Genomic DNA, 18,137 nt, shown 5'->3' with positions numbered 1-18,137 from the left:
GGCATGGCTCCCGGCCACGCTCCGCGCACGCACCGACACGTGCGCGTACCACTCACAGGTCCCTCACCCATGGCTCACTCGTTCGGCGCACCCGGGTTGCCCGGAGCGGCACGCAGATCATCTACGTGCGTCGTATCCTGCTCGGACACTCGCTGAGGAGCCCGGCCGGCAACACGGCACCACCCCCGTCCGTATGACCCGGAACAACAAGAGCTCGTCAGTTCGTTGAGCAAGGGTTGTCGTTCTGCCCCCGTGGCCGACCGGCGGTTCCCCCCACCGCTCGACGACGCTTTACAACCACCCCTTGACCGCACTAAGCGACAGCCCCTTCGTGGGGTGTGACGTGGCCGTTCGACTGGAGTTGCACGTGGCCGGGCGCATCGAAGACTACGCACTCATCGGAGACATGCAGACCGCTGCCCTGGTCTGCCGGGACGGGACAGTCGACTGGCTGTGCCTGCCCCGCTTCGATTCCCATGCCATCTTCGCCGGCCTGCTGGGTACCGAGGAACACGGTTTCTGGCGGATCGGCCCGGCGTTCGCGGACGGCGCCCAGCCGCCCACCGCGGCCCGGCGCAGCTACCGCGGCGACTCGCTGATCCTGGAATCCGAGTGGGACACACCGCGCGGCACGGTCCGCGTGACCGATTTCATGCCCCCGCGCGACGGGGCCCCGCAGCTGATCCGCATCGTGGAGGGCATCAGCGGTCGGGTGCCGATGCGCTCGACGCTGCGCATGCGCTTCTCCTACGGCCGGGTCGTGCCGTGGGTGCACCGGCACGAGGGCCGCACGGTGGCGGTGGCCGGTCCGGACTCCGTGTGGTTCGACACATCGGCGAAGACCTACGGCGAGTCGCTGACCACGTACGCGGACTTCACCGTCGCTCCCGGTGACCGGATCGCGTTCACGATCTCCTGGCAGGCCTCGCACAAGGAGCCGCCGCCGCTGCCGGAGCCGGAGCAGTCGCTGGAGGCGACCGAGGAGTTCTGGCGCGAGTGGGTCGGGCACTGTACGTACCACGGCCCCTACCGCGAGGCCGTGATCCGCAGCCTGATCACGCTCAAGGCCCTGACCTACGCCCCGACCGGCGGCATCGTGGCGGCCCCCACCACCTCCCTGCCCGAGGACATCGGCGGCGTACGCAACTGGGACTACCGCTACACCTGGCTGCGCGACGCGGCGATCACCCTGTCCTCGCTGCTGCGCACCGGCTACCGCGAGGAGGCCCGCGCCTGGCGCGAATGGCTGCTGCGGGCCGTCGCCGGCGACCCCGACAACCTCCAGATCATGTACGGCATCGCCGGCGAGCGCGAACTCGGCGAGGCGGAGCTGGACTGGCTGCCCGGCTACGAGAACTCCGCTCCGGTCCGGGTCGGCAACGGCGCCGCGCACCAGCTCCAGCTCGACGTCTACGGCGAGGTCACCGAGGCGCTGCACCTGGCCCACATGACGGGCCTGGCCCGCAACGACTACGCCTCGCTGCTCCAGCTCAAGCTGATCCAGTACCTGGAGAAGCACTGGCAGGAGCCGGACGAGGGCATCTGGGAGGTGCGCGGGCCGCGCCGCCACTTCGTGCACTCCAAGGTCATGGCGTGGGTCGCCGTCGACCGCACCATCAAGCTCATCGAGTCCGGGGAGGCCGACGGCCCCCTGGAGCGCTGGAAGACGCTGCGCGACGACATCCACCGCGAGGTGTGCGAGAAGGGATACGACAAGGAGCGCAACACCTTCACGCAGTCCTACGGCTCGCGGGAGCTGGACGCGTCCTTGCTGCTCATCCCGCAGATGGGCTTCCTGCCGCCGGACGACAAGCGGGTCATCGGCACCATCGAGGCGATCCAGCGCGAGCTGTCCACCACGGACGGGTTCATCCTGCGCTATCCCACCGACGGCGACCACGCGGGCGTCGACGGACTGCCCGGCGACGAGGGCGCCTTCCTCGCCTGCTCCTTCTGGATGGCCGACGACCTGGCGATGATCGGCCGCGTGGACGAGGCCCGCAGGCTCTTCGACAAGCTCCTGTCGCTCCGCAACGACCTGGGCCTCCTCGCCGAGGAGTGGGACCCGCGCCGCAAGCGCCAGGTGGGCAACTTCCCCCAGGCCTTCAGCCATGTGCCGCTGATCGACACGGCCCTGCGTCTGACGGCGAGCGGCGCCTACGGAGGCTGACCCGGCGCCGGGCGGGCGAGCGCGCCCGCCCGGCGGTCACCCCAGCTCACAGTGGCCGGACCGGTCCGGCCACCCGAGGCTGCCGCCGTACCGCGGGCAGAGGTAGCGTCCGCTTCATGGACCGCAGATTCGACACCGAGGGCACCGGCATCACCGTCCGGCGCGCCCTCGAACTGCCCGGCCTCCGCAGCGGCCTCCCCGAGGTCCTCGCCGGCGCCGACAAGCTGACCCGCACCGTCCGCTGGGTGCACGCCGGCGAGGTCCCCAACATCGCCTCCCTGCTCAAGGGCGGCGAACTCCTGCTGACCACCGGCTACGGCCTCGGCACCCGCCCCGCCGACCAGCGTGTCTTCGTGCGCACCCTCGCCGACCGCGGCATCGCGGCCCTGGTGGTGGAGCTGGGCCCGCGTTTCACCCGCCTGCCCGCCGCCCTCGTGGAGACCGCACGGACCGCCGGTCTCCCGCTCGTCCAGCTGCACCGCGAGGTGCCGTTCGTGGCGGTCACCGAGGAGATCCACACGGAGATCGTCAACGGTCACTACGCGCTGCTCCAGCGGGCCGAGGAGGTGCACCGCCGCTGCACGCAGGCACTGCTCGACGGCGGCGGCGTGCCGCAGGTGCTCGGCATCCTGGCCGACTTCGGCGGCAACCCGGTGTTCCTCGAGACCCCGGACGGACAGTTGCTGTACGCGGCCGGCTCCGGCCCCGAGGGCGCCGATCCGCTTCAGGTGTGGGAGGGGCTGCGCGGCCAGCACAAGGACGCCGCCCCGCCGGCCGGTTCGGTCGTCGTGGACGTGCCCGGCGGCGGCCCCGGCACCGGCTCGGTACGCGCCCGCCTTGTGCTGCTGCCGGTCCGCTCGCCGCTGGCCCCGGTGCACCGCATGGCCGCCGAGCGGGCGGCGGGCCTGCTGGCCGTGGTGCTGATGCAGGCACGCCAGGACGAGGAGCTGGCGGCGCGCGGCCGCGGCGACTTCCTGACCGACCTCGCCGAGGGGCGTATCGCCGCGGAGGACGCCCCCGCGCAGGCCCGCGTCCTCGGTTTCAAGCCGGGCGACAGCCCGCTGCTGCCCGTGGTGATGCGGCTCGGTGACGCGCTCGCGTCCACCGGGGGCGCCGCCCGGCCGAGCGCGGGCACGGGCGCCGGCGGCTGGGCGGTGCTGGCCCGCGCGGTCGCCGAGGAGCTGGCCTCGGTGGGCGTGCCGGTGCTGCTGGGCGTGCGGCCGGTCGAGGGCCGGGTGCCGCTCCTTGTCGGGCTGCGCTCGGAGGCGGAGCGGACCACCGTCGCGGACCGGGTCGCGGCGGCGCTGCGGGCGGGTGTGGAACGGGCCGGGATGCGGCGCCCGGACGGGCGGCCGGAGGTGGTGGTCGTCGGGGTGGCGGGCGGCTGGGCGGCCGCCTCGGCGGGCCTGCGGCACGCGGCGGAGGCGGCGACGGCGGCACAGGGGCTGCCGGACCGGCCCTGGTACGACGCCCGGCGCCTCGACATCGACCTGCTGCTGTGGCGGCTGCGCGACCATCCCGACCTGGCGGCCTTCGTGGGCCGCGCGATCGGCCCGCTGCGCGACCACGACCGGCGCTCGAAGCCGCCGCTGCTGCCCACCCTCCAGACCTATCTGGCGCACGCGGGCCGCAAGGCGGAAACCGCGCGCGAACTGCATCTGAACCGGCAGACGCTCTACAACCGCCTGGCCCGCATCGGGGAGTTGCTGGGCACCGACCTCGACGACCCGCAGACGGTCCTGGCGCTGAGCCTGGCCCTGCGGGCCCGTCGGCACGTGCCCTGAGGGTCAGGTCAGCGGCCGGGGCCGGGTCAACTCGTCGTAGACGCTGAGCACCTGGGCGACCGTGTCGTCCTCGGTGGGCCAGGTGGCGGCCTGCTGGGTGCCCAAGTCCCGCAGCGCCTCGCGGCGTTCGGGGTCGCCGAGCAGTCGTATGACGGCTCCGGCGAACGCTGCCAGGTCCTGGTCCGGCACCAGTTCGGCCGCGTCGCCCACGAGTTCGGGGATGCCGCCGGTCCGCGCCGCCACGAGCGGCACGCGCGCGTGCAGCGCCTCCTGGGCGAGGACGGAGCGTGCCTCCCAGCTCCTCGGCAGCAGCGCCACGTCGGCGGCGGCGAGCAACTCACCGACGTCGCCGCGGCGTCCGAGCAGGCGGACCGGCAGCTCCTCGTCCTCGATCCGCCGCTGAAGCTCCGTGCGCAAAGGCCCCTCCCCCGCGACGACGAGCAGCGGCACGGGCTCCAGCAGACGCCAGGCGCGGGCCGCGTCCAGCAGCAGCTCATGGCCGCGGCCCGGGTCCAGGGAGGCGACGGAGATGAGCAACGGCCGGTCGGTGGCGCCCAGTTCGGCGCGCACCTTGGAGCGCGGACGGTCCGGGTGCTCGTATCCGCCGGCCGGCCGGGGCACCGCGACCGCCGCGAGCCGGGCGTCCCGAGCGCCCCGGCCGCGGGCCCGGTCGACGAGTTCGGAGGTGGTGCCGAGCACGACGGTGGCGGCCCTGACCACGCGGCGCTCCAGCAGCCGCAGGAGATGGGCGCGGGCCCCTTCGGCGGGCTCGTGGTTGTGCCAGGTGACGACGAGGGGCGTGCCGCGGCCGCTGAGCGCCAGCACCGCGCGGAAGGAGGCGTGCAGCCCGTGCGCGTGCACCAGGTCGGCGTCCGCGCAGACCGTGCGCAGCGCGGCCACGGACACCGGGTCGCTGCTGCGCGGCACATGCACGTGCTGGGCGCCGACGCCGGTGAAGGCATGGACGCGGTCGGCCTCCGCGGGGGCGCACACCGTCACGCGCACGCCCCGGGCGACCAGCCCCGCGGCCAGCGACCGCACGTGCACGCTGCTGCCCGCGCTGCCTCCGCCGAGCACCTGCACGGTGCGCAGCGTCGACTGACCGTGCGATACGTGGCTGCTCACGGGGGTCACGCGGCCGGGGCTCCTGGTTCGGCGTCGGACAGGTACGGGAAGTTACGGGGAAACGTACAGAAGGTATCGAGTCGAGGTACTCGACCGCGTGCCCCGCTCGCTGTAGGGCTCCCGTTCCAAGGATGCCAGCACGTACGGGTGTTCCTGTCCCGTCGGGGTGTCGGAAAGGTGCGGGACCAGGCGGCAGCCGGAGACCACGTCACTCACGCGAGTGAATTTGACGAGTGTTCGCCCTCTCGCCGTAGACGGCCGCGGCCACCACCGCGGCGGCGTGGGCGACCAGTCCGACGCGCCCGTTGGACGCGACGGCCGCGGCGCCGAGGGCCGCGCCCAGGGCGTGCGCCCCCGTGTCACCGAGCATCACCCGCTCCCCGAGGTCCTCCGGGAGCACGGCCGCGGCGGCCCCCGTGGTGACGGCGGCCAGCTCCGCGCCCGGTCCGCCGCGCAGCAGGCCGGGCGCCCCGAGCGCGAGCACCGCGCCGGTGGCCCGGCCGGGCCGCACGTCCAGGAGGTTGACGGCGTGCGCGGCCCCGGCGATCACGACCGCGGCGAGGAACCTGTCCAGCGGCCGCTGCTTCAGCACCGCCCCGGCGGCCAGCCCGGCCGCCGAGATCCCGAACAGCTTGACCGCCCCGCTGGTGACCTCGCCGCCCCGCAGGGCGGCGAGATGCGCCCGGAACCCGCGCCGCCCGTCACCCGCGCCGGCGACATCGTCGTAGGCGCCGCAGACCCCGGCCGCGAGCACCGCCAGACCGGCGGCGGGCCGCACCCGTGCGGCCCCGGCCGCCGCCGCCACGGCCACCGCGGGCCCCGCGTAGAGACCGACGGTGCGCCCCGCGTGGTTCCGCCGCTCCCAGCGCGCACGGCCGCCGGGCGCGAGGGCCCGCAGGCCGGCGGTACCGGCCCGGGCGATCGAGGCGGCCAGGGCGAACGAGGTGGCGGTCCGGGAGATCATCCCGCCACCTTACGCACTGCTACAGGTCCGCCCGGGCCGCTGCGAGCAGTTCCTCGGCGTGCGCCCGCGCCGTCTGTGAGTCCTCCTGGCCGGCCAGCATCCGGGACAGCTCCCGGACCCGGTCCTCGCCCTCCAGCACCTTCACGCCGGACCGGGTCACCGAGCCGTCGTTGGTCTTCTCCACCAGGAGCTGCCGGTCGGCGAAGGCGGCGACCTGGGGCAGGTGGGTGACGACGACGACCTGGGCGCTCCTGGCCAGCCGGGCCAGCCGCCGCCCGATCTCCACGGCCGCCTTGCCGCCGACGCCCGCGTCGACCTCGTCGAACAGATACGTCGGCACCGGATCCGTCCCGGCGAAGACGACCTCGACGGCGAGCATGACGCGCGACAGCTCACCGCCCGAGGCGCCCTTGGCGATCGGCCGCGGCGGTGCGCCGGGGTGCGGGGCGAGGAGCAGTTCGACCTCGTCGGCACCGGCCGGACCGCAGGCGACGGTACGGCCGCCGACCTCGACGCCCTCGGGGTCCTCGGTCTGCCGGATGTCGAACGACACGCGCGCGTGCGGCATGGCCAGCGAGGCCAGCTCGGCCGTCACAGCGGCGGCGAACCGCTCCGCGGCCTCCGTACGGGCGTCCGTCAGGGCCTGGGCCAGGCCGCCGAGTTCGGCACGCAGCGCGTCCCGCTCGGCGGTCAGCTCCCCGAGCCGCTCGTCGTCGCCGTCCAGCTCGGTGAGCCGGGCGGCACTGCGTTCGGCCCAGGTGAGCACGGCGCTGACGTCCTCGCCGTACTTGCGGGTCAGCGTGCCGAGCGCGGCCCGTCGCTCCTCGACCGCCGCCAGCCGCAGCGGATCGGCGTCCAGGTCGTCGGCGTACCCCGCCAGCTCCCCGGCCACGTCGCCGAGCAGGATGCCGATCTCGCCGATGCGGTCGGCGAGCGCGGCCAGCGCCGGATCGTGCGACCGCACGGCCTCCAGGGCCCGCTGGGCGCCCGCGACGAGGGTGGTCGCGTCGATGCCCTCGGGGTCCTCCGGATCGCCCGCGAGAGCGGCGTGTGCGGCCGTCGCGGCGGACGACAGCGCCTCGGCGTGGCCGAGCCGCTCCGCCTCCTCGGCCAGCTCGGTGTCCTCCCCGGCCCGCGGTTCGACCCCGGCGATCTCGTCGAGGCCGTAGCGCAGCATGTCGGCCTCCTGGGCCCGCTCACGCGCGCGCGTGGTGATCTCGTCCAGTTCCGCGGTCACGGCGCGGAGGCGGCGGTAGGCCTCGGCGTACTTGGCGAGCGGCACGGCGACGGCGTCGCCCGCGTACCGGTCGAGGGCCTGCCGCTGCCGGGACAGCTTGAGCAGTCCCTGCTGGTCGGTCTGCCCGTGCACGGCCACCAGCTCGTCGGCGAGTTCGGCGAGCAGCCCCACCGGCACGCTCCTCCCGCCCAGGTGCGCCCGGGAGCGGCCCTCGGCGGAGACGGTACGGCTGATCAGCAGCGCCCCGTCGTCGAGCTCGGCCCCGGCCTCCTCGGCCCGTACGGCGGCGGAGGCGTCCGCGGACATGGTGACCCGCCCCTCCACGACCGCCTTGCCCGCGCCGATCCGCACCAGCGCGGGATCCGCGCGTCCGCCCAGCAGCAGTCCCAGACTGGTGACGACCATGGTCTTGCCCGCACCGGTCTCACCGGTGACGGCGGTGAACCCCGGCGACAGCTCGACGACCGCGTCGTCAATCACTCCGAGTGACCGTATCCGCATCTCCTCCAACACGACCACGACCATACGAGGTTTTGGTGGCGCCGTGCGACGCCACCCCACCCATGAAGGAAGCCGGGCCGTCCATCCGCGTCCCGGGCCGGCGGCACTAGTGCGGCGCCCCGCGCCACCCCGAGACCGGCAGCGCGAACTTCGCGACCAGGCGGTCCGTGAACGAGGCGTGGTGCAGCCGGGCCAGCCGGACCGGCACCGCTCCGCGGCGCACCTCCACGCGCGCACCGGGCGGCAGTTCGACCGTGCGCCGCCCGTCGCACCACAGCACGCCCGGCGGGACGTGCGGCAGCACCTCGACGGCCAGGACGGAGTCGGGCGACGTCACCAGGGGCTTGGCGAACAGCGCGTGCGCGGAGATCGGCACCATCAGCAGCGCCTCGACCTCCGGCCACACCACGGGCCCGCCGGCCGAGAAGGCGTACGCGGTGGACCCGGTGGGGGTGGCACAGACGATGCCGTCGCAGCCGAACCCGGTCACCGGGCGCCCGTCGATCTCCAGCACGATCTCCAGCATCCGCTCGGCGGACACCTTCTGCACGGCCGCCTCGTTCAGCGCCCAGTCGGTGTGCACGATGTCCCCGTTGCGGTGCACGACCACGTCGACGGTCATGCGCTCCTCGACCTCGTACGCCTTGCTGACCACCCGGTCGACGACCTTGTCGAGGTCGTCCCGTTCGGCCTCGGCGAGGAACCCGACCCGCCCGAGGTTGACCCCGAGCATCGGCACGCCCGAGGCGCGCGCGAACTCCGCGCCGCGCAGCAGGGTGCCGTCACCTCCCAGCACGATGAGCAGTTCGCACCCGTCGAGGGACTGCGGGGTTGCCTCCTTGACCAGCTCCACCTCGTCCGGCAGGGGCAGGTCGCGCGCCTCCGCCTCCAGGACGCGTACGCCGATGCCTGACCGCAGCAGCCCCTTGACCACGAGTTCGGCGCTGCGGATGGCGGCCGACCGCCCGGTGTGGGCCAGCAGGAAAACGGTTCGAGCTTGGGTCTGTGTCAACGCGGCCCCTCCGCCACTGCACGGTCAACATCGGCCGGGTCCAGGGCGGGCGCCCCGGCACGCAGCCACAGAAAGTATTCGACGTTCCCGGACGGCCCGGGCAGCGGGCTGGCGGTGACGCCTTCGGCCCCCAGTCCCAGCTCCCAGGCCTTGCCGGCCACCGTCCGCACGGCCTCCGCACGCAGTTGCGGACTCCGTACGACACCCCCGCTGCCCAGTCGTTCCTTCCCCACCTCGAACTGCGGCTTGACCATCATCACCAGGTCGGCGTCCGGCTTCGCGCACCGCACCAGGGCGGGCAGCACCAGGCCGAGCGGGATGAAGGACAGATCCCCCACGACAAGATCCACAGGCTCCCCATCGATCGCTTCGAGCGTCAACTCGCGTACGTTCGTACGGTCCTTGACGGTGACGCGTTCATCGCTCTGCAAGGACCAGGCGAGTTGTCCGTATCCGACGTCGACGGCGACGACGTGCGCGGCGCCCGCGCGCAGCAGCACATCGGTGAACCCTCCGGTGGACGCGCCGGCGTCCAGTGCCCGCCGTCCCTCGACGACCAGCCCGCGCGGCATGAACGCCTCCAGCGCGCCGGCCAGCTTGTGCCCGCCGCGGGAGACGTAGTCGGGGTCGCTGTCGTCGGCGGCGACGACGATGGCTGCGGCGGTCTCCACCTGGGTGGCGGACTTCGTCGCGACGGTCTTGCCGACGGTGACGCGCCCGGCGGCGATCAGCTGACCGGCGTGCTCGCGCGAGCGGGCGAGCTTCCGGCGGACCAGCTCCGCGTCGAGACGGCGGCGTGCGACTCCTGCCACGTTCGGTTCAGCTCCTGTGTCGGTTCGGCGGTGACTGCGCGGGGGGCGCCGGAGGTCCCGGACGGGCGTCGAGCGCGGTGAGCGCGTCGCGCAGCCCCCCGTGTACATCCTCGTACACCTGCAGGTGTCCGTCCGTGGCGAGGTGGTCGGCGTCGCCGAGCCGTTCCAGGGCCGCGTCGACGCGGGCGTCGCCGGTGGGGGTGCGGGGCACGAACAGCGGGGCGGGGGCGGCGGGGTCGTGCCCGCCGATCGCGTCGCCGGGCTCGGGGACCTCCCCTTCGGGGGCCGCCGCTTCCTCCCGGACCTCCGTCCCGGTCGCAGAGTCGCTCATGCCCAGACGCTACCGCGAAGCACTGGGGTAACGTCGGTGGTGATGGCAACGATCGAGGAGTGCCGCAGCGCACTCGAAAGACTCTCCGACAACATGGCGAAGGCGGAGGGGGACGTCCGCGACGCGGCGACCTTGGACCGCTCGGTGAGCTGCCACATCAAGGATCTCGACGTCAGCTTCCTGGGCCGCCTCACCGACGGCCGCATAGAGGTGCGGGACACCGTTCAGGGACCGCCGCCGAAGAAGGCCGAGATCCGGCTCGCCATGACCGGCGACGACCTGGTCGCGCTCGTCGGCGGCGAGCTGGCGTTCGCCAAGGCCTGGGGGGCGGGACGGGTGAAGCTCCAGGCGAGCGTGCTGGACCTGATGCGGCTCACGAAGCTTCTCTAGCGGCCGGCTCCGCGGCCGTGTCGTGGGCGGCCACGCGCGCGCGGGCGGCACGCGCCGCCGGCACCACCAGTGGCGTGCCGGTCTCCGGATCGTCGATGACCTGGCAGCGCAGCCCGAACACCTCCTCCACGAGGTCGGCGGTCACGATGTCGTTCGGCGCGCCCTGCGCGACGACGCGGCCGCCGCGCAGGGCGACGAGGTGGGTGGCGTAGCGGGCGGCGTGGTTGAGGTCGTGCAGCACGGCGACGAGGGTGCGCCCCTGCTCCTCGTGCAGTTCGGCGCACAGGTCGAGGACGTCGATCTGGTGCTGGATGTCCAGGTACGTCGTCGGCTCGTCGAGCAGCAGCAGCGGTGTCTGCTGGGCCAGCGCCATGGCGATCCACACGCGCTGCCGCTGGCCGCCCGACAGCTCGTCCACGTACCGCTCGGCGAGCCGGCCGACTCCGGTCCGCTCCATGGACTCGCGCACGACCCGCTCGTCCTCGGCGGACCACTGGCGCAGGATCCCCTGGTGCGGGTAGCGGCCGCGGCCCACGAGGTCGGCGACGGTGATGCCGTCGGGCGCGATCGAGGACTGCGGCAGCAGGCCGAGCGTCCGGGCGACCTGCTTGGCCGGCATCGACTGGATGACCTGCCCGTCGAGCAGCACCCGGCCCCGGCTGGGCCTGAGCATCCGTGACAGCGCCCGCAGCAGCGTGGACTTGCCGCACGCGTTGGGGCCGACGATCACCGTGAAGGAGTTGTCGGGTATCTCCACCGTCAGCTGCTCGGCGATGACGCGCTGGTCGTAGGCGAGGGTGACGTTGTCGGCGGACAGGCGGTTCACGGTGCTCCTTCGATTGCTCACTGCGTTGCTGAGGGCGCTCATATCCGCCCGGCCCTGCGCTCGGCGACCAGCAGCCACAGCAGGTAGACCCCGCCGAGCACGCCGGTGACCACGCCGACCGGCAACTGGTCGGCGCCGAAGGCCCGCTGCGCGGCCAGGTCTGCGGTGACCAGCAGGGTCGCGCCCATGCACAGGGAGGGCAACAGGTTGGGGCCAGGGGAGCGTGTCAGGCGCCGGGCGAGCTGCGGCGCGGTCAGTGCCACGAAGCTCACCGGCCCGGCGGCCGCGGTGGCGGCGGCGACCAGCAGGACGGCGCAGCTCATCAGCAGCAGCCGCACGCGCTCGACGCGCACCCCGAGGGCGTAGGAGACGTCGTCGCCCATCTCCAGCATCCGCAGGGCGCGGGCGCCTGCGCCGACGACCGGCAGGAGCACCGCGCACAGGACGGCCAGCGGTCCGACCTGGGTCCAGTCGCGCCCGTTCAGCGAACCGGTCATCCAGACCACCGCGCGGGCCGCGTCCACGAAGTCGGCCTTGGTGATCAGATAGCCGTTGACGGCGGTGACCACCGCGGAGAGGCCGATGCCGACCAGCACCAGCCGGTACCCGTGCACGCCCTGCTTCCAGGCCAGCAGGTAGATGGCCGCGCCGGTGACCAGGCCGCCCACGAGCGCGCCGAGGGTGACGGCGCCGGCGCTGCCCGAGAACAGGACGATGACGGTGAGCGCGCCGGCGGCCGAGCCCTGGGAGAGGCCGAGCACGTCCGGGCTGCCCAGCGGATTGCGGGAGACGGACTGGAACAGCGCCCCGCCGACGCCGAGGCAGCCGCCGACCAGGAGTCCGACGAGGACGCGCGGCAGCCGCAGCTCGCGGACGATGAACTCCTGCCCCTGACTGCCCTGCCCGACGAGCGTCCTCAGCACGTCGGAGGCCGGGACCGGAAAGTCGCCGGTGCCGATCAGCACGACGCTCGCCGTGAGGGCGGCCAGCACCAGCAGGGAGACGACGACGCACGTGCGGACGTCGAGGCGCAGGGACAGCCCGCCCGGGGTGCGCAGGGCCCGTACGGAACGGGGGGTGCGGGTGGTCTTCACAGCTGGGTCGTCCTCCGCCGCCGTACGAGCAGGATGAACACCGGGCCGCCGATGATCGCGGTGACGACCCCGACCTGGAGCTCGGCGGGCCGGGCGACGATCCGCCCCACGACGTCGGCGCCGAGCAGCAGCACGGGCGACAGGACCGTGGCGTAGGGCAGGATCCAGCGCAGGTCGGGTCCGGTGAAGGAGCGCACGACGTGCGGGACCATCAGGCCGACGAAGACGATCGGACCGCAGGCGGCGGTCGCCGCCCCGCACAGCACGGTCGCGGCGAGCATGGCGAGCGCCCGGGTGCGGTTCAGATCGGCGCCCAGGGCGCGGGCGGTGTCGTCGCCCATGGCCATGGCGTTGAGCGGCCGGGCCAGCAGCAGGGCGACGACCGTGCCGACCGCGAAGAACGGCAGCACGCGGGTGACGGTCTCCGTCGTGGCGGAGGCGAGCGAACCCACGGTCCAGAACCGCATCCTCGCCAGCGCGGCCCCGTCCATGATCATCACGGCCTGTACATAGCCGTACAGCGCGGCGCCGATCGCGGTGCCGGCCAGCGCGAGGCGTACGGGTGTGGCGCCCCGGCTGCCGCCGAGGAACCACACCAGGGCACCCACGGCCGCGGCGCCGAGGAAGGCGAACCAGACGTAGCCGCTGAGGCTCGTCACGCCCAGGAAGGTGATGGCGGTGACGACGGCGGCGGACGCGCCCGCGTTGATGCCGAGGATGCCCGGGTCGGCCAGCGGGTTGCGGGTCAGCGCCTGGAGCACGGCCCCGGCCAGCCCGAGCGCCGATCCGGCGAGCAGACCGAGGGCCGTACGGGACAGCCGCTCGCCGACCACGACGTCGCCGTACGTCCCCGAGTCCTGGAACAGGCCGTGCCAGACCTGGGCCGGGGACAGCTCCTTCGCTCCGATCGCGATGCTCGCCAGGGCGACGAGCAGCAGTATCGCGACAGAGACGAGGAGCCCCGCGGCTCGCACGCCTCGGCGGGTCGGGGGCGCGGCGGCGGCCGCCGCGCGCTCTTCTGGGGGACTGTCGACCAACACGAGGTTAGGTTAGCCTACCCTCCCTATCGGCTCGACGATTCCCCACGCCGCACCGGACTACAGCCCGAGGCGGGCCAGCGCCTTCCCCCCGTCCAGCTCGCACCCTCTGTCGCCGCCGGCCGTCCACGCCGCCGCGCACAGGGCGCGGAGCCCGTCCAGCGCGTCCCCGTCGCCGCTCAGTCCGAGCCCGGTGTCCGCCGTCGCCGTCCACCCTCCGCACCGGAAACCGTCACCCTCCCGAGTGATTTCCGGCTGACCGGCGAGCAGCCCGCGCAGATCGGCGTCGACATACGTCGGCCGGTGCCGAGGGGGCGCGGCGAGCAGTTGCGCGCCGTCGGTCACCCCGGTCAGGACGAGCAGCGAGTCGACCCCGCCGTTGAACGCCCCTTCGATGTCCGTGTCCAGCCGGTCCCCCACCACCAGCGGCCGCTCCGCGCCGGTGCGCAGGATCGTCTCGCGGTGCATGGGCGGCAGCGGCTTGCCCGCCACCTGCGGGTTCGCGCCCGTGGCGATCCGGACGACCTCGACCGCCGCGCCGTTGCCCGGCGCGATCCCGCGGGCGCCCGGAATCGTCAGATCGGTGTTGGAGGCGAACCAGGGCACGCCGCGCGCGATGGCGTAGCACGCCTCCGCGAAACGCCCCCACGGCAGGTCCGGACCGCCGTAGCCCTGCACCACCGCCACCGGGTCGTCGTCGGCCGACTCCACCGGCTCCAGACCGCGCTCGCGCAGCGCCGTACGCAGCCCCTCACCGCCGATCACCAGCACCCGCCCACCCTGCGGCACCTGGTCCGCGATCAGCCGCGCCACCGCCTGCGCCGAGGTGACCACGTCGGACGCCTCCGCCCGTATGCCCAGCTCCGTGAGGTGCGCGGCCACCGCCGCCGGGGTGCGCAGGGCATTGTTGGTCACGTACGCCAGATGCATGCCGCCCGTACGGGCGGTGCCCAGCGAGTCGACCGCGTGCGCGATCGCGTGGCCGCCCGCGTAGACCACCCCGTCCAGATCGAGCAGGGCCGTGTCGTACGCCTCGCTCAGGGCCTGTGCACTGCCCTCGGGCCTCGTCCTGACGCCCTGCCTCATTCCGCATCTCTCCTCATGACACCCGTTTTCCCCCGATCATCCCCCACGCCACTGACACACGTACGATGCCGGGATGAACACAGCAGGTCCCCCACCGGCGACAACGCGCCCGGGCCTCGAACTCACCCCGTTCCACGGCCTGCGCTACGACCCGGACCGGGTCGGCAGCCTGGCCGCCGTGACGTCCCCGCCGTACGACGTCGTCGTGCGACCCGACGGCCTGCACCACCTCCAATCGGCGGATCCGTACAACATCGTTCGGCTGATTCTGCCGCAGGCCGGAACCCCCAGTGCCCGCAACAAACAGGCGGCGGAAACCCTGCGCCGCTGGCTCTCCGAGGGCGTCCTCGCCCCGGACCCGGAACCGGCCCTGTACGTCTACGAGCAGCGCGACGGCGACGGCATGCTGCAACGGGGACTGATCGGCGCGCTGCGCGTGTCGGAGCCGGCGGAGGGCGTGGTGCTGCCGCACGAGGACGTCATGCCGCACGTGGTCGCCGACCGCGCCGCCCTGATGCGCGCGACCAGCGCCAATCTCGAACCGCTGCTGCTCACCTACCGCGGCGACGGCTCGACCGCCGCCACCACCATGATCATCGAACGCGTCGCCGAACGGCCGCCGCTGCTGTCGACGACCACCGAGGACGGCTTCGGCCACCGCCTGTGGGCGATCACCGACCCGGCCGACCTCGCGCGCGTGCAGGAGGACCTGGCCCGGCACCAGGCCCTGATCGCCGACGGCCACCACCGCTGGGCGACCTACCGCCGGCTGCGCGCGGAACACCCCTCCCCCAGCGCCTGGGACTACGGTCTGGTCCTCCTCGTCGACACGGCCCGCTATCCGCTCCGGGTACGCGCCATCCACCGCCTGCTGCACGGCCTGCCGGTCGCCGACGCGCTGTCCGCCCTGGACGGCCTGTTCCGCGTGCGGCGTCTGGACCTGCCCCTGGCGGGCGCCCTGGAGGCGCTCGCGGACGCGGCCGGCGAGGGCAACGCCTTCCTGTTCGCCGGTGACGGCTCCTTCCACCTCGTGGACCGCCCGGATCCGGCTCTGCTGGCCCGCACGATCCCGGCGGAACACCCGGCGGCCTGGCGCACCCTCGACGCGACCGTCCTGCACGCCACGCTCCTCGAGAACGTCTGGCACATCCCCGAGGACTCCCCGGCCCACATCGCCTACATCCACGACACGGTCGCGACCGTGGAGAAGGCCGAACGCGACGGCGGTACGGCCGTCCTGATGCACCCGGTCCGCGAGGAGGTCGTCCGCGACCTGGCCCGCCAGGGCGTCACGATGCCCCGCAAGTCGACGTCGTTCGGCCCCAAGCCGGCGTCGGGACTGGTGCTGAGGGCACTGGACCTCTGAGAACGGCGAAGGGCGGGCCCCGGTGATCGGGGCCCGCCCTTCGTTCAGTGACCTGCTGGGGTCGGTGACGGCTGGTGGTGTCCGTCAGTCCTTGCCGGACGTGTCGGCGTCGCCGCTCTCGCCATTGCCCTCGTTCTCGGCGGTCTCGGCGTTCTCGGCGTTCCCGGCGTTCTCGTCACGCTCGTCGTTCCCGTCGCTCTCGTCGAGGGCGTCGGTGAACTCCACGCCGTCCAGCTCGGCCAGCCGGTCGGAGGCGTCGGTGCTGCCGTCCCGGTCGGCCTCGACGGCCTTGGCGAACCACTCCCGCGCCTCGGACTCCCGGCCGACGGCGAGCAGCGCGTCGGCGTAGGCGTACCGCAGGCGCGCGGTCCACGGCTGGACCGAGCCGGAGGCCAGTTCAGGGCTCTGGAGCGTCACGATGGCCGCTTCGAGCTGATCCAGGTCGCGCCGGGCGCCGGCCGCGACGAGCCGCATCTCCACCTGTCCGGCCTTGTCGAGCTTGTGCACCTCCGGCGCGCCGGCCATGTCCAGCGCCTTCTCGGGCCGTCCGAGACCGCGCTCGCAGTCGGCCATGAGGGGCCACAGGTCCACGTTCCCGGTCATCCGCCGGGCGGCCCGGAACTCGGCGAGCGCCTCGCTGTACTTCTGGCTCGCGTACGCGGCGAATCCGGCCGCCTCCCGGACGGCTGCGACGCGGGACGCCAGCCGCAGGGCCACCCTGGAGTAGCCGTAGGCGCCCTCCGGGTCCTCGTCGATGAGCCGGGCGACCATCACCAGGTTCTTGGCGACGTCCTCGGCGAGCGTCTTGGGCAGGCTCTGCAACTCCTGCCGTACGTCCTTGTCGATCTCCTCGCCCGTGACGTCCTCGGGGATCGGCAGCCGCTTGATCGGCTCGCGGTCCCGGTCACGGTCGTCGCGGAAACGCGGGCCGCCGCGCCGGTCGTCACCGCGCCGGTCGTCACGGCCACGGAAGCCACCCGGGCGCCCGCCCCGGTCGTCACGCCGCGGGCCGCGCCCACCACGGTCGTCACGGCCACGGAAGCCGCCACGGTCACCGCGGTCGCCTCGGTCACCGCGCTCGAAGTCGCGGCGGTCGTCACGGCGGTCGTCCCTCCGGTGGTCCCTGCGGTCACCGCGGTCGAAGGTGCGGCGCTCGCCGCGGTCGTCGCGACGGTCGCCGCGGTCGAAGTCGCGGCGGTCGTCACGGCGGTCATCCCGCCGGTCGTCACGACGATGGGTGGGACGGTCGCCGTCACGGCGGTAGGCGGGGCGGTCGCCGTCGCGACGGAAGCCGCGGTCACGGTCGTCACGGCGGCCGTAGCCACCGCGGTCGCCATCCCGCCGGTCGTCACGGCGGTCGTCACGACGGAAACCGCCGCGGTCCCCGCGCTCGGGCCGGTCCCCGCGCTCGGGCCTGTCGTCGCGGCGGAAACCGCCTCGGTCGTCACGCCGGTAGGTGGGGCGGTCGTCGTCACGACGGAAGCCTCGGCGGTCGTCACGGCGCTCGCCTCGGTCGTCACGGCGCTCGCCGCGGTCGTCGCGACGGTCGCCGCGGTCGTCGCGACGGTCGCCGCGGTCGAAGTCGCGGCGGTCGTCACGGCGGTCATCCCGCCGGTCGTCACGACGATGGGTGGGACGGTCGCCGTCACGGCGGTAGGCGGGGCGGTCGCCGTCGCGACGGAAGCCGCGGTCACGGTCGTCACGGCGGCCGTAGCCACCGCGGTCACCATCCCGCCGGTCATCCCGCCGGTCATCCCGGCGGTCGTCACGGCGATCGTCACGACGGAAACCGCCGCGGTCCCCGCGCTCGGGCCGGTCGCCACGCTCGGGCCTGTCGTCGCGGCGGAAACCGCCACGGTCGTCACGGCGGTAAGTGGGGCGGTCGTCGTCACGACGGCCGTAGCTACCGCGGTCGTTGCCTTGGCGCGGTCCTCCGCGGAACCCGCCACGGTCACCGCGGTCACCACCGTCCCGGCGGCGCTGATCGCGCTCCGGACGCTCGTCGGGAGAGTTGGCGGACATCGGTGACTCCTGTCTTCTGTACGGAAATGCAAAAGGACCCCTGGTCCCAGCTGAACGCTGGTGACCAGGGGTCCTTCCAAAGATTGTTCGGCGGCGTCCTACTCTCCCACAGGGTCCCCCCTGCAGTACCATCGGCGCTGTGAGGCTTAGCTTCCGGGTTCGAAATGTAACCGGGCGTTTCCCTCACGCTATGACCACCGAAACCCTAATGGTTTCGAGCGAACAAGCACACTCTTCTGTTGTGGGTTCAGCTCAAAGCCGGCAACTGTTCGTTGCCTCAGAACTAACACAGTGGACGCGAGCAACTGAGGACAAGCCCTCGGCCTATTAGTACCGGTCACCTCCACACGTTACCGTGCTTCCAGATCCGGCCTATCAAC

At 73.5% G+C, this 18,137-nt stretch carries 16 protein-coding genes and 2 rRNA genes; 5 read left to right on the top strand and 13 right to left on the bottom strand.

Features of this window, described 5'->3' with window-relative positions; all coding sequences use genetic code 11:
* Positions 1 to 367: 367 nt before the first annotated feature.
* Positions 368 to 2,170, top strand: a complete 1,803-nt coding sequence (locus ACF09J_RS15070) for a glycoside hydrolase family 15 protein (protein ID WP_392306193.1) — start codon at positions 368 to 370, stop codon at positions 2,168 to 2,170.
* A gap of 116 nt (positions 2,171 to 2,286) precedes the next feature.
* Positions 2,287 to 3,954 (top strand): PucR family transcriptional regulator, encoded by a 1,668-nt coding sequence (locus ACF09J_RS15065; RefSeq protein ID WP_392305860.1) that lies wholly within the window; start codon positions 2,287 to 2,289, stop codon positions 3,952 to 3,954.
* 3 nt (positions 3,955 to 3,957) lie between these two features.
* On the opposite strand, the gene ACF09J_RS15060 is transcribed toward ACF09J_RS15065, so the two are convergent.
* The 6 genes from ACF09J_RS15060 to ACF09J_RS15035 form a co-directional block, all read right to left on the bottom strand.
* Positions 3,958 to 5,088 (bottom strand): glycosyltransferase family 4 protein, encoded by a 1,131-nt coding sequence (locus tag ACF09J_RS15060; protein WP_392305859.1) that lies wholly within the window; start codon positions 5,086 to 5,088, stop codon positions 3,958 to 3,960.
* 199 nt (positions 5,089 to 5,287) lie between these two features.
* Complete coding sequence (locus ACF09J_RS15055; protein WP_392305858.1) at positions 5,288 to 6,043, bottom strand: hypothetical protein; 756 nt, start codon at positions 6,041 to 6,043, stop codon at positions 5,288 to 5,290.
* Positions 6,044 to 6,062: 19 nt separating this feature from the next.
* Entirely contained in the window at positions 6,063 to 7,805 is a 1,743-nt protein-coding gene (gene recN / locus ACF09J_RS15050; protein WP_392305857.1) for a DNA repair protein RecN, read from the bottom strand.
* Between the two features lie 82 nt (positions 7,806 to 7,887).
* Positions 7,888 to 8,793 (bottom strand): NAD kinase, encoded by a 906-nt coding sequence (locus ACF09J_RS15045; protein WP_392305856.1) that lies wholly within the window; start codon positions 8,791 to 8,793, stop codon positions 7,888 to 7,890.
* A complete protein-coding gene (locus ACF09J_RS15040) occupies positions 8,790 to 9,605 on the bottom strand; it encodes a TlyA family RNA methyltransferase (protein ID WP_392305855.1) in 816 nt (271 codons plus the stop codon). The genes ACF09J_RS15045 and ACF09J_RS15040 overlap by 4 nt, the downstream gene beginning before the upstream one ends.
* A 7-nt stretch (positions 9,606 to 9,612) precedes the next feature.
* Positions 9,613 to 9,936, bottom strand: coding sequence for a hypothetical protein (locus tag ACF09J_RS15035; RefSeq protein WP_392305854.1), 324 nt, complete (start codon positions 9,934 to 9,936; stop codon positions 9,613 to 9,615).
* A gap of 42 nt (positions 9,937 to 9,978) precedes the next feature.
* Here ACF09J_RS15035 and ACF09J_RS15030 point away from each other — a divergent pair, with 42 nt between their 5' ends.
* Entirely contained in the window at positions 9,979 to 10,326 is a 348-nt protein-coding gene (locus ACF09J_RS15030; RefSeq protein ID WP_392305853.1) for an SCP2 sterol-binding domain-containing protein, read from the top strand.
* On the opposite strand, the gene ACF09J_RS15025 is transcribed toward ACF09J_RS15030, so the two are convergent.
* Genes ACF09J_RS15025 through ACF09J_RS15010 form a run of 4 tightly spaced genes read right to left on the bottom strand, consistent with a single transcriptional unit; the run spans position 10,310 to position 14,369 of the window.
* Positions 10,310 to 11,194, bottom strand: coding sequence for an ABC transporter ATP-binding protein (locus ACF09J_RS15025; RefSeq protein WP_392305852.1), 885 nt, complete (start codon positions 11,192 to 11,194; stop codon positions 10,310 to 10,312). The two genes, ACF09J_RS15030 and ACF09J_RS15025, sit on opposite strands and share 17 nt — an antisense overlap.
* Positions 11,191 to 12,246 (bottom strand): FecCD family ABC transporter permease, encoded by a 1,056-nt coding sequence (locus tag ACF09J_RS15020; protein ID WP_392305851.1) that lies wholly within the window; start codon positions 12,244 to 12,246, stop codon positions 11,191 to 11,193. The genes ACF09J_RS15025 and ACF09J_RS15020 overlap by 4 nt, the downstream gene beginning before the upstream one ends.
* Positions 12,243 to 13,286, bottom strand: a complete 1,044-nt coding sequence (locus ACF09J_RS15015) for a FecCD family ABC transporter permease (protein WP_392305850.1) — start codon at positions 13,284 to 13,286, stop codon at positions 12,243 to 12,245. The genes ACF09J_RS15020 and ACF09J_RS15015 overlap by 4 nt, the downstream gene beginning before the upstream one ends.
* A gap of 57 nt (positions 13,287 to 13,343) precedes the next feature.
* Positions 13,344 to 14,369, bottom strand: a complete 1,026-nt coding sequence (locus ACF09J_RS15010; protein ID WP_392305849.1) for an HAD-IIA family hydrolase — start codon at positions 14,367 to 14,369, stop codon at positions 13,344 to 13,346.
* A 73-nt stretch (positions 14,370 to 14,442) separates the two neighbouring features.
* Here ACF09J_RS15010 and ACF09J_RS15005 point away from each other — a divergent pair, with 73 nt between their 5' ends.
* Positions 14,443 to 15,735 carry a DUF1015 domain-containing protein gene (locus ACF09J_RS15005; RefSeq protein WP_392305848.1) on the top strand — a complete coding sequence of 431 codons (1,293 nt, stop codon included), beginning with the start codon at positions 14,443 to 14,445 and terminating at the stop codon, positions 15,733 to 15,735.
* An 84-nt stretch (positions 15,736 to 15,819) separates the two neighbouring features.
* Here ACF09J_RS15005 and ACF09J_RS15000 read toward each other — a convergent pair whose 3' ends face one another.
* Positions 15,820 to 16,614 carry a hypothetical protein gene (locus ACF09J_RS15000; protein WP_392306192.1) on the bottom strand — a complete coding sequence of 265 codons (795 nt, stop codon included), beginning with the start codon at positions 16,612 to 16,614 and terminating at the stop codon, positions 15,820 to 15,822.
* 237 nt (positions 16,615 to 16,851) lie between these two features.
* Here ACF09J_RS15000 and ACF09J_RS14995 point away from each other — a divergent pair, with 237 nt between their 5' ends.
* Entirely contained in the window at positions 16,852 to 17,763 is a 912-nt protein-coding gene (locus ACF09J_RS14995) for a hypothetical protein (protein WP_392306210.1), read from the top strand.
* Positions 17,764 to 17,842: 79 nt separating this feature from the next.
* Here the strand turns inward: ACF09J_RS14995 and rrf are convergent.
* Both rrf and ACF09J_RS14985 read right to left on the bottom strand, forming a co-directional pair.
* Positions 17,843 to 17,959, bottom strand: a 5S ribosomal RNA gene (gene rrf, locus ACF09J_RS14990).
* A gap of 105 nt (positions 17,960 to 18,064) precedes the next feature.
* Positions 18,065 to 18,137, bottom strand: a 23S ribosomal RNA gene (locus ACF09J_RS14985); the annotation flags it as partial.

It is taken from the genome of Streptomyces sp. NPDC014889, from assembly GCF_043081205.1.
Lineage (GTDB): Bacteria > Actinomycetota > Actinomycetes > Streptomycetales > Streptomycetaceae > Streptomyces.
Note: the sequence above shows the minus strand (reverse complement) of the source record. Positions and strands in the feature narration are given on the sequence as shown.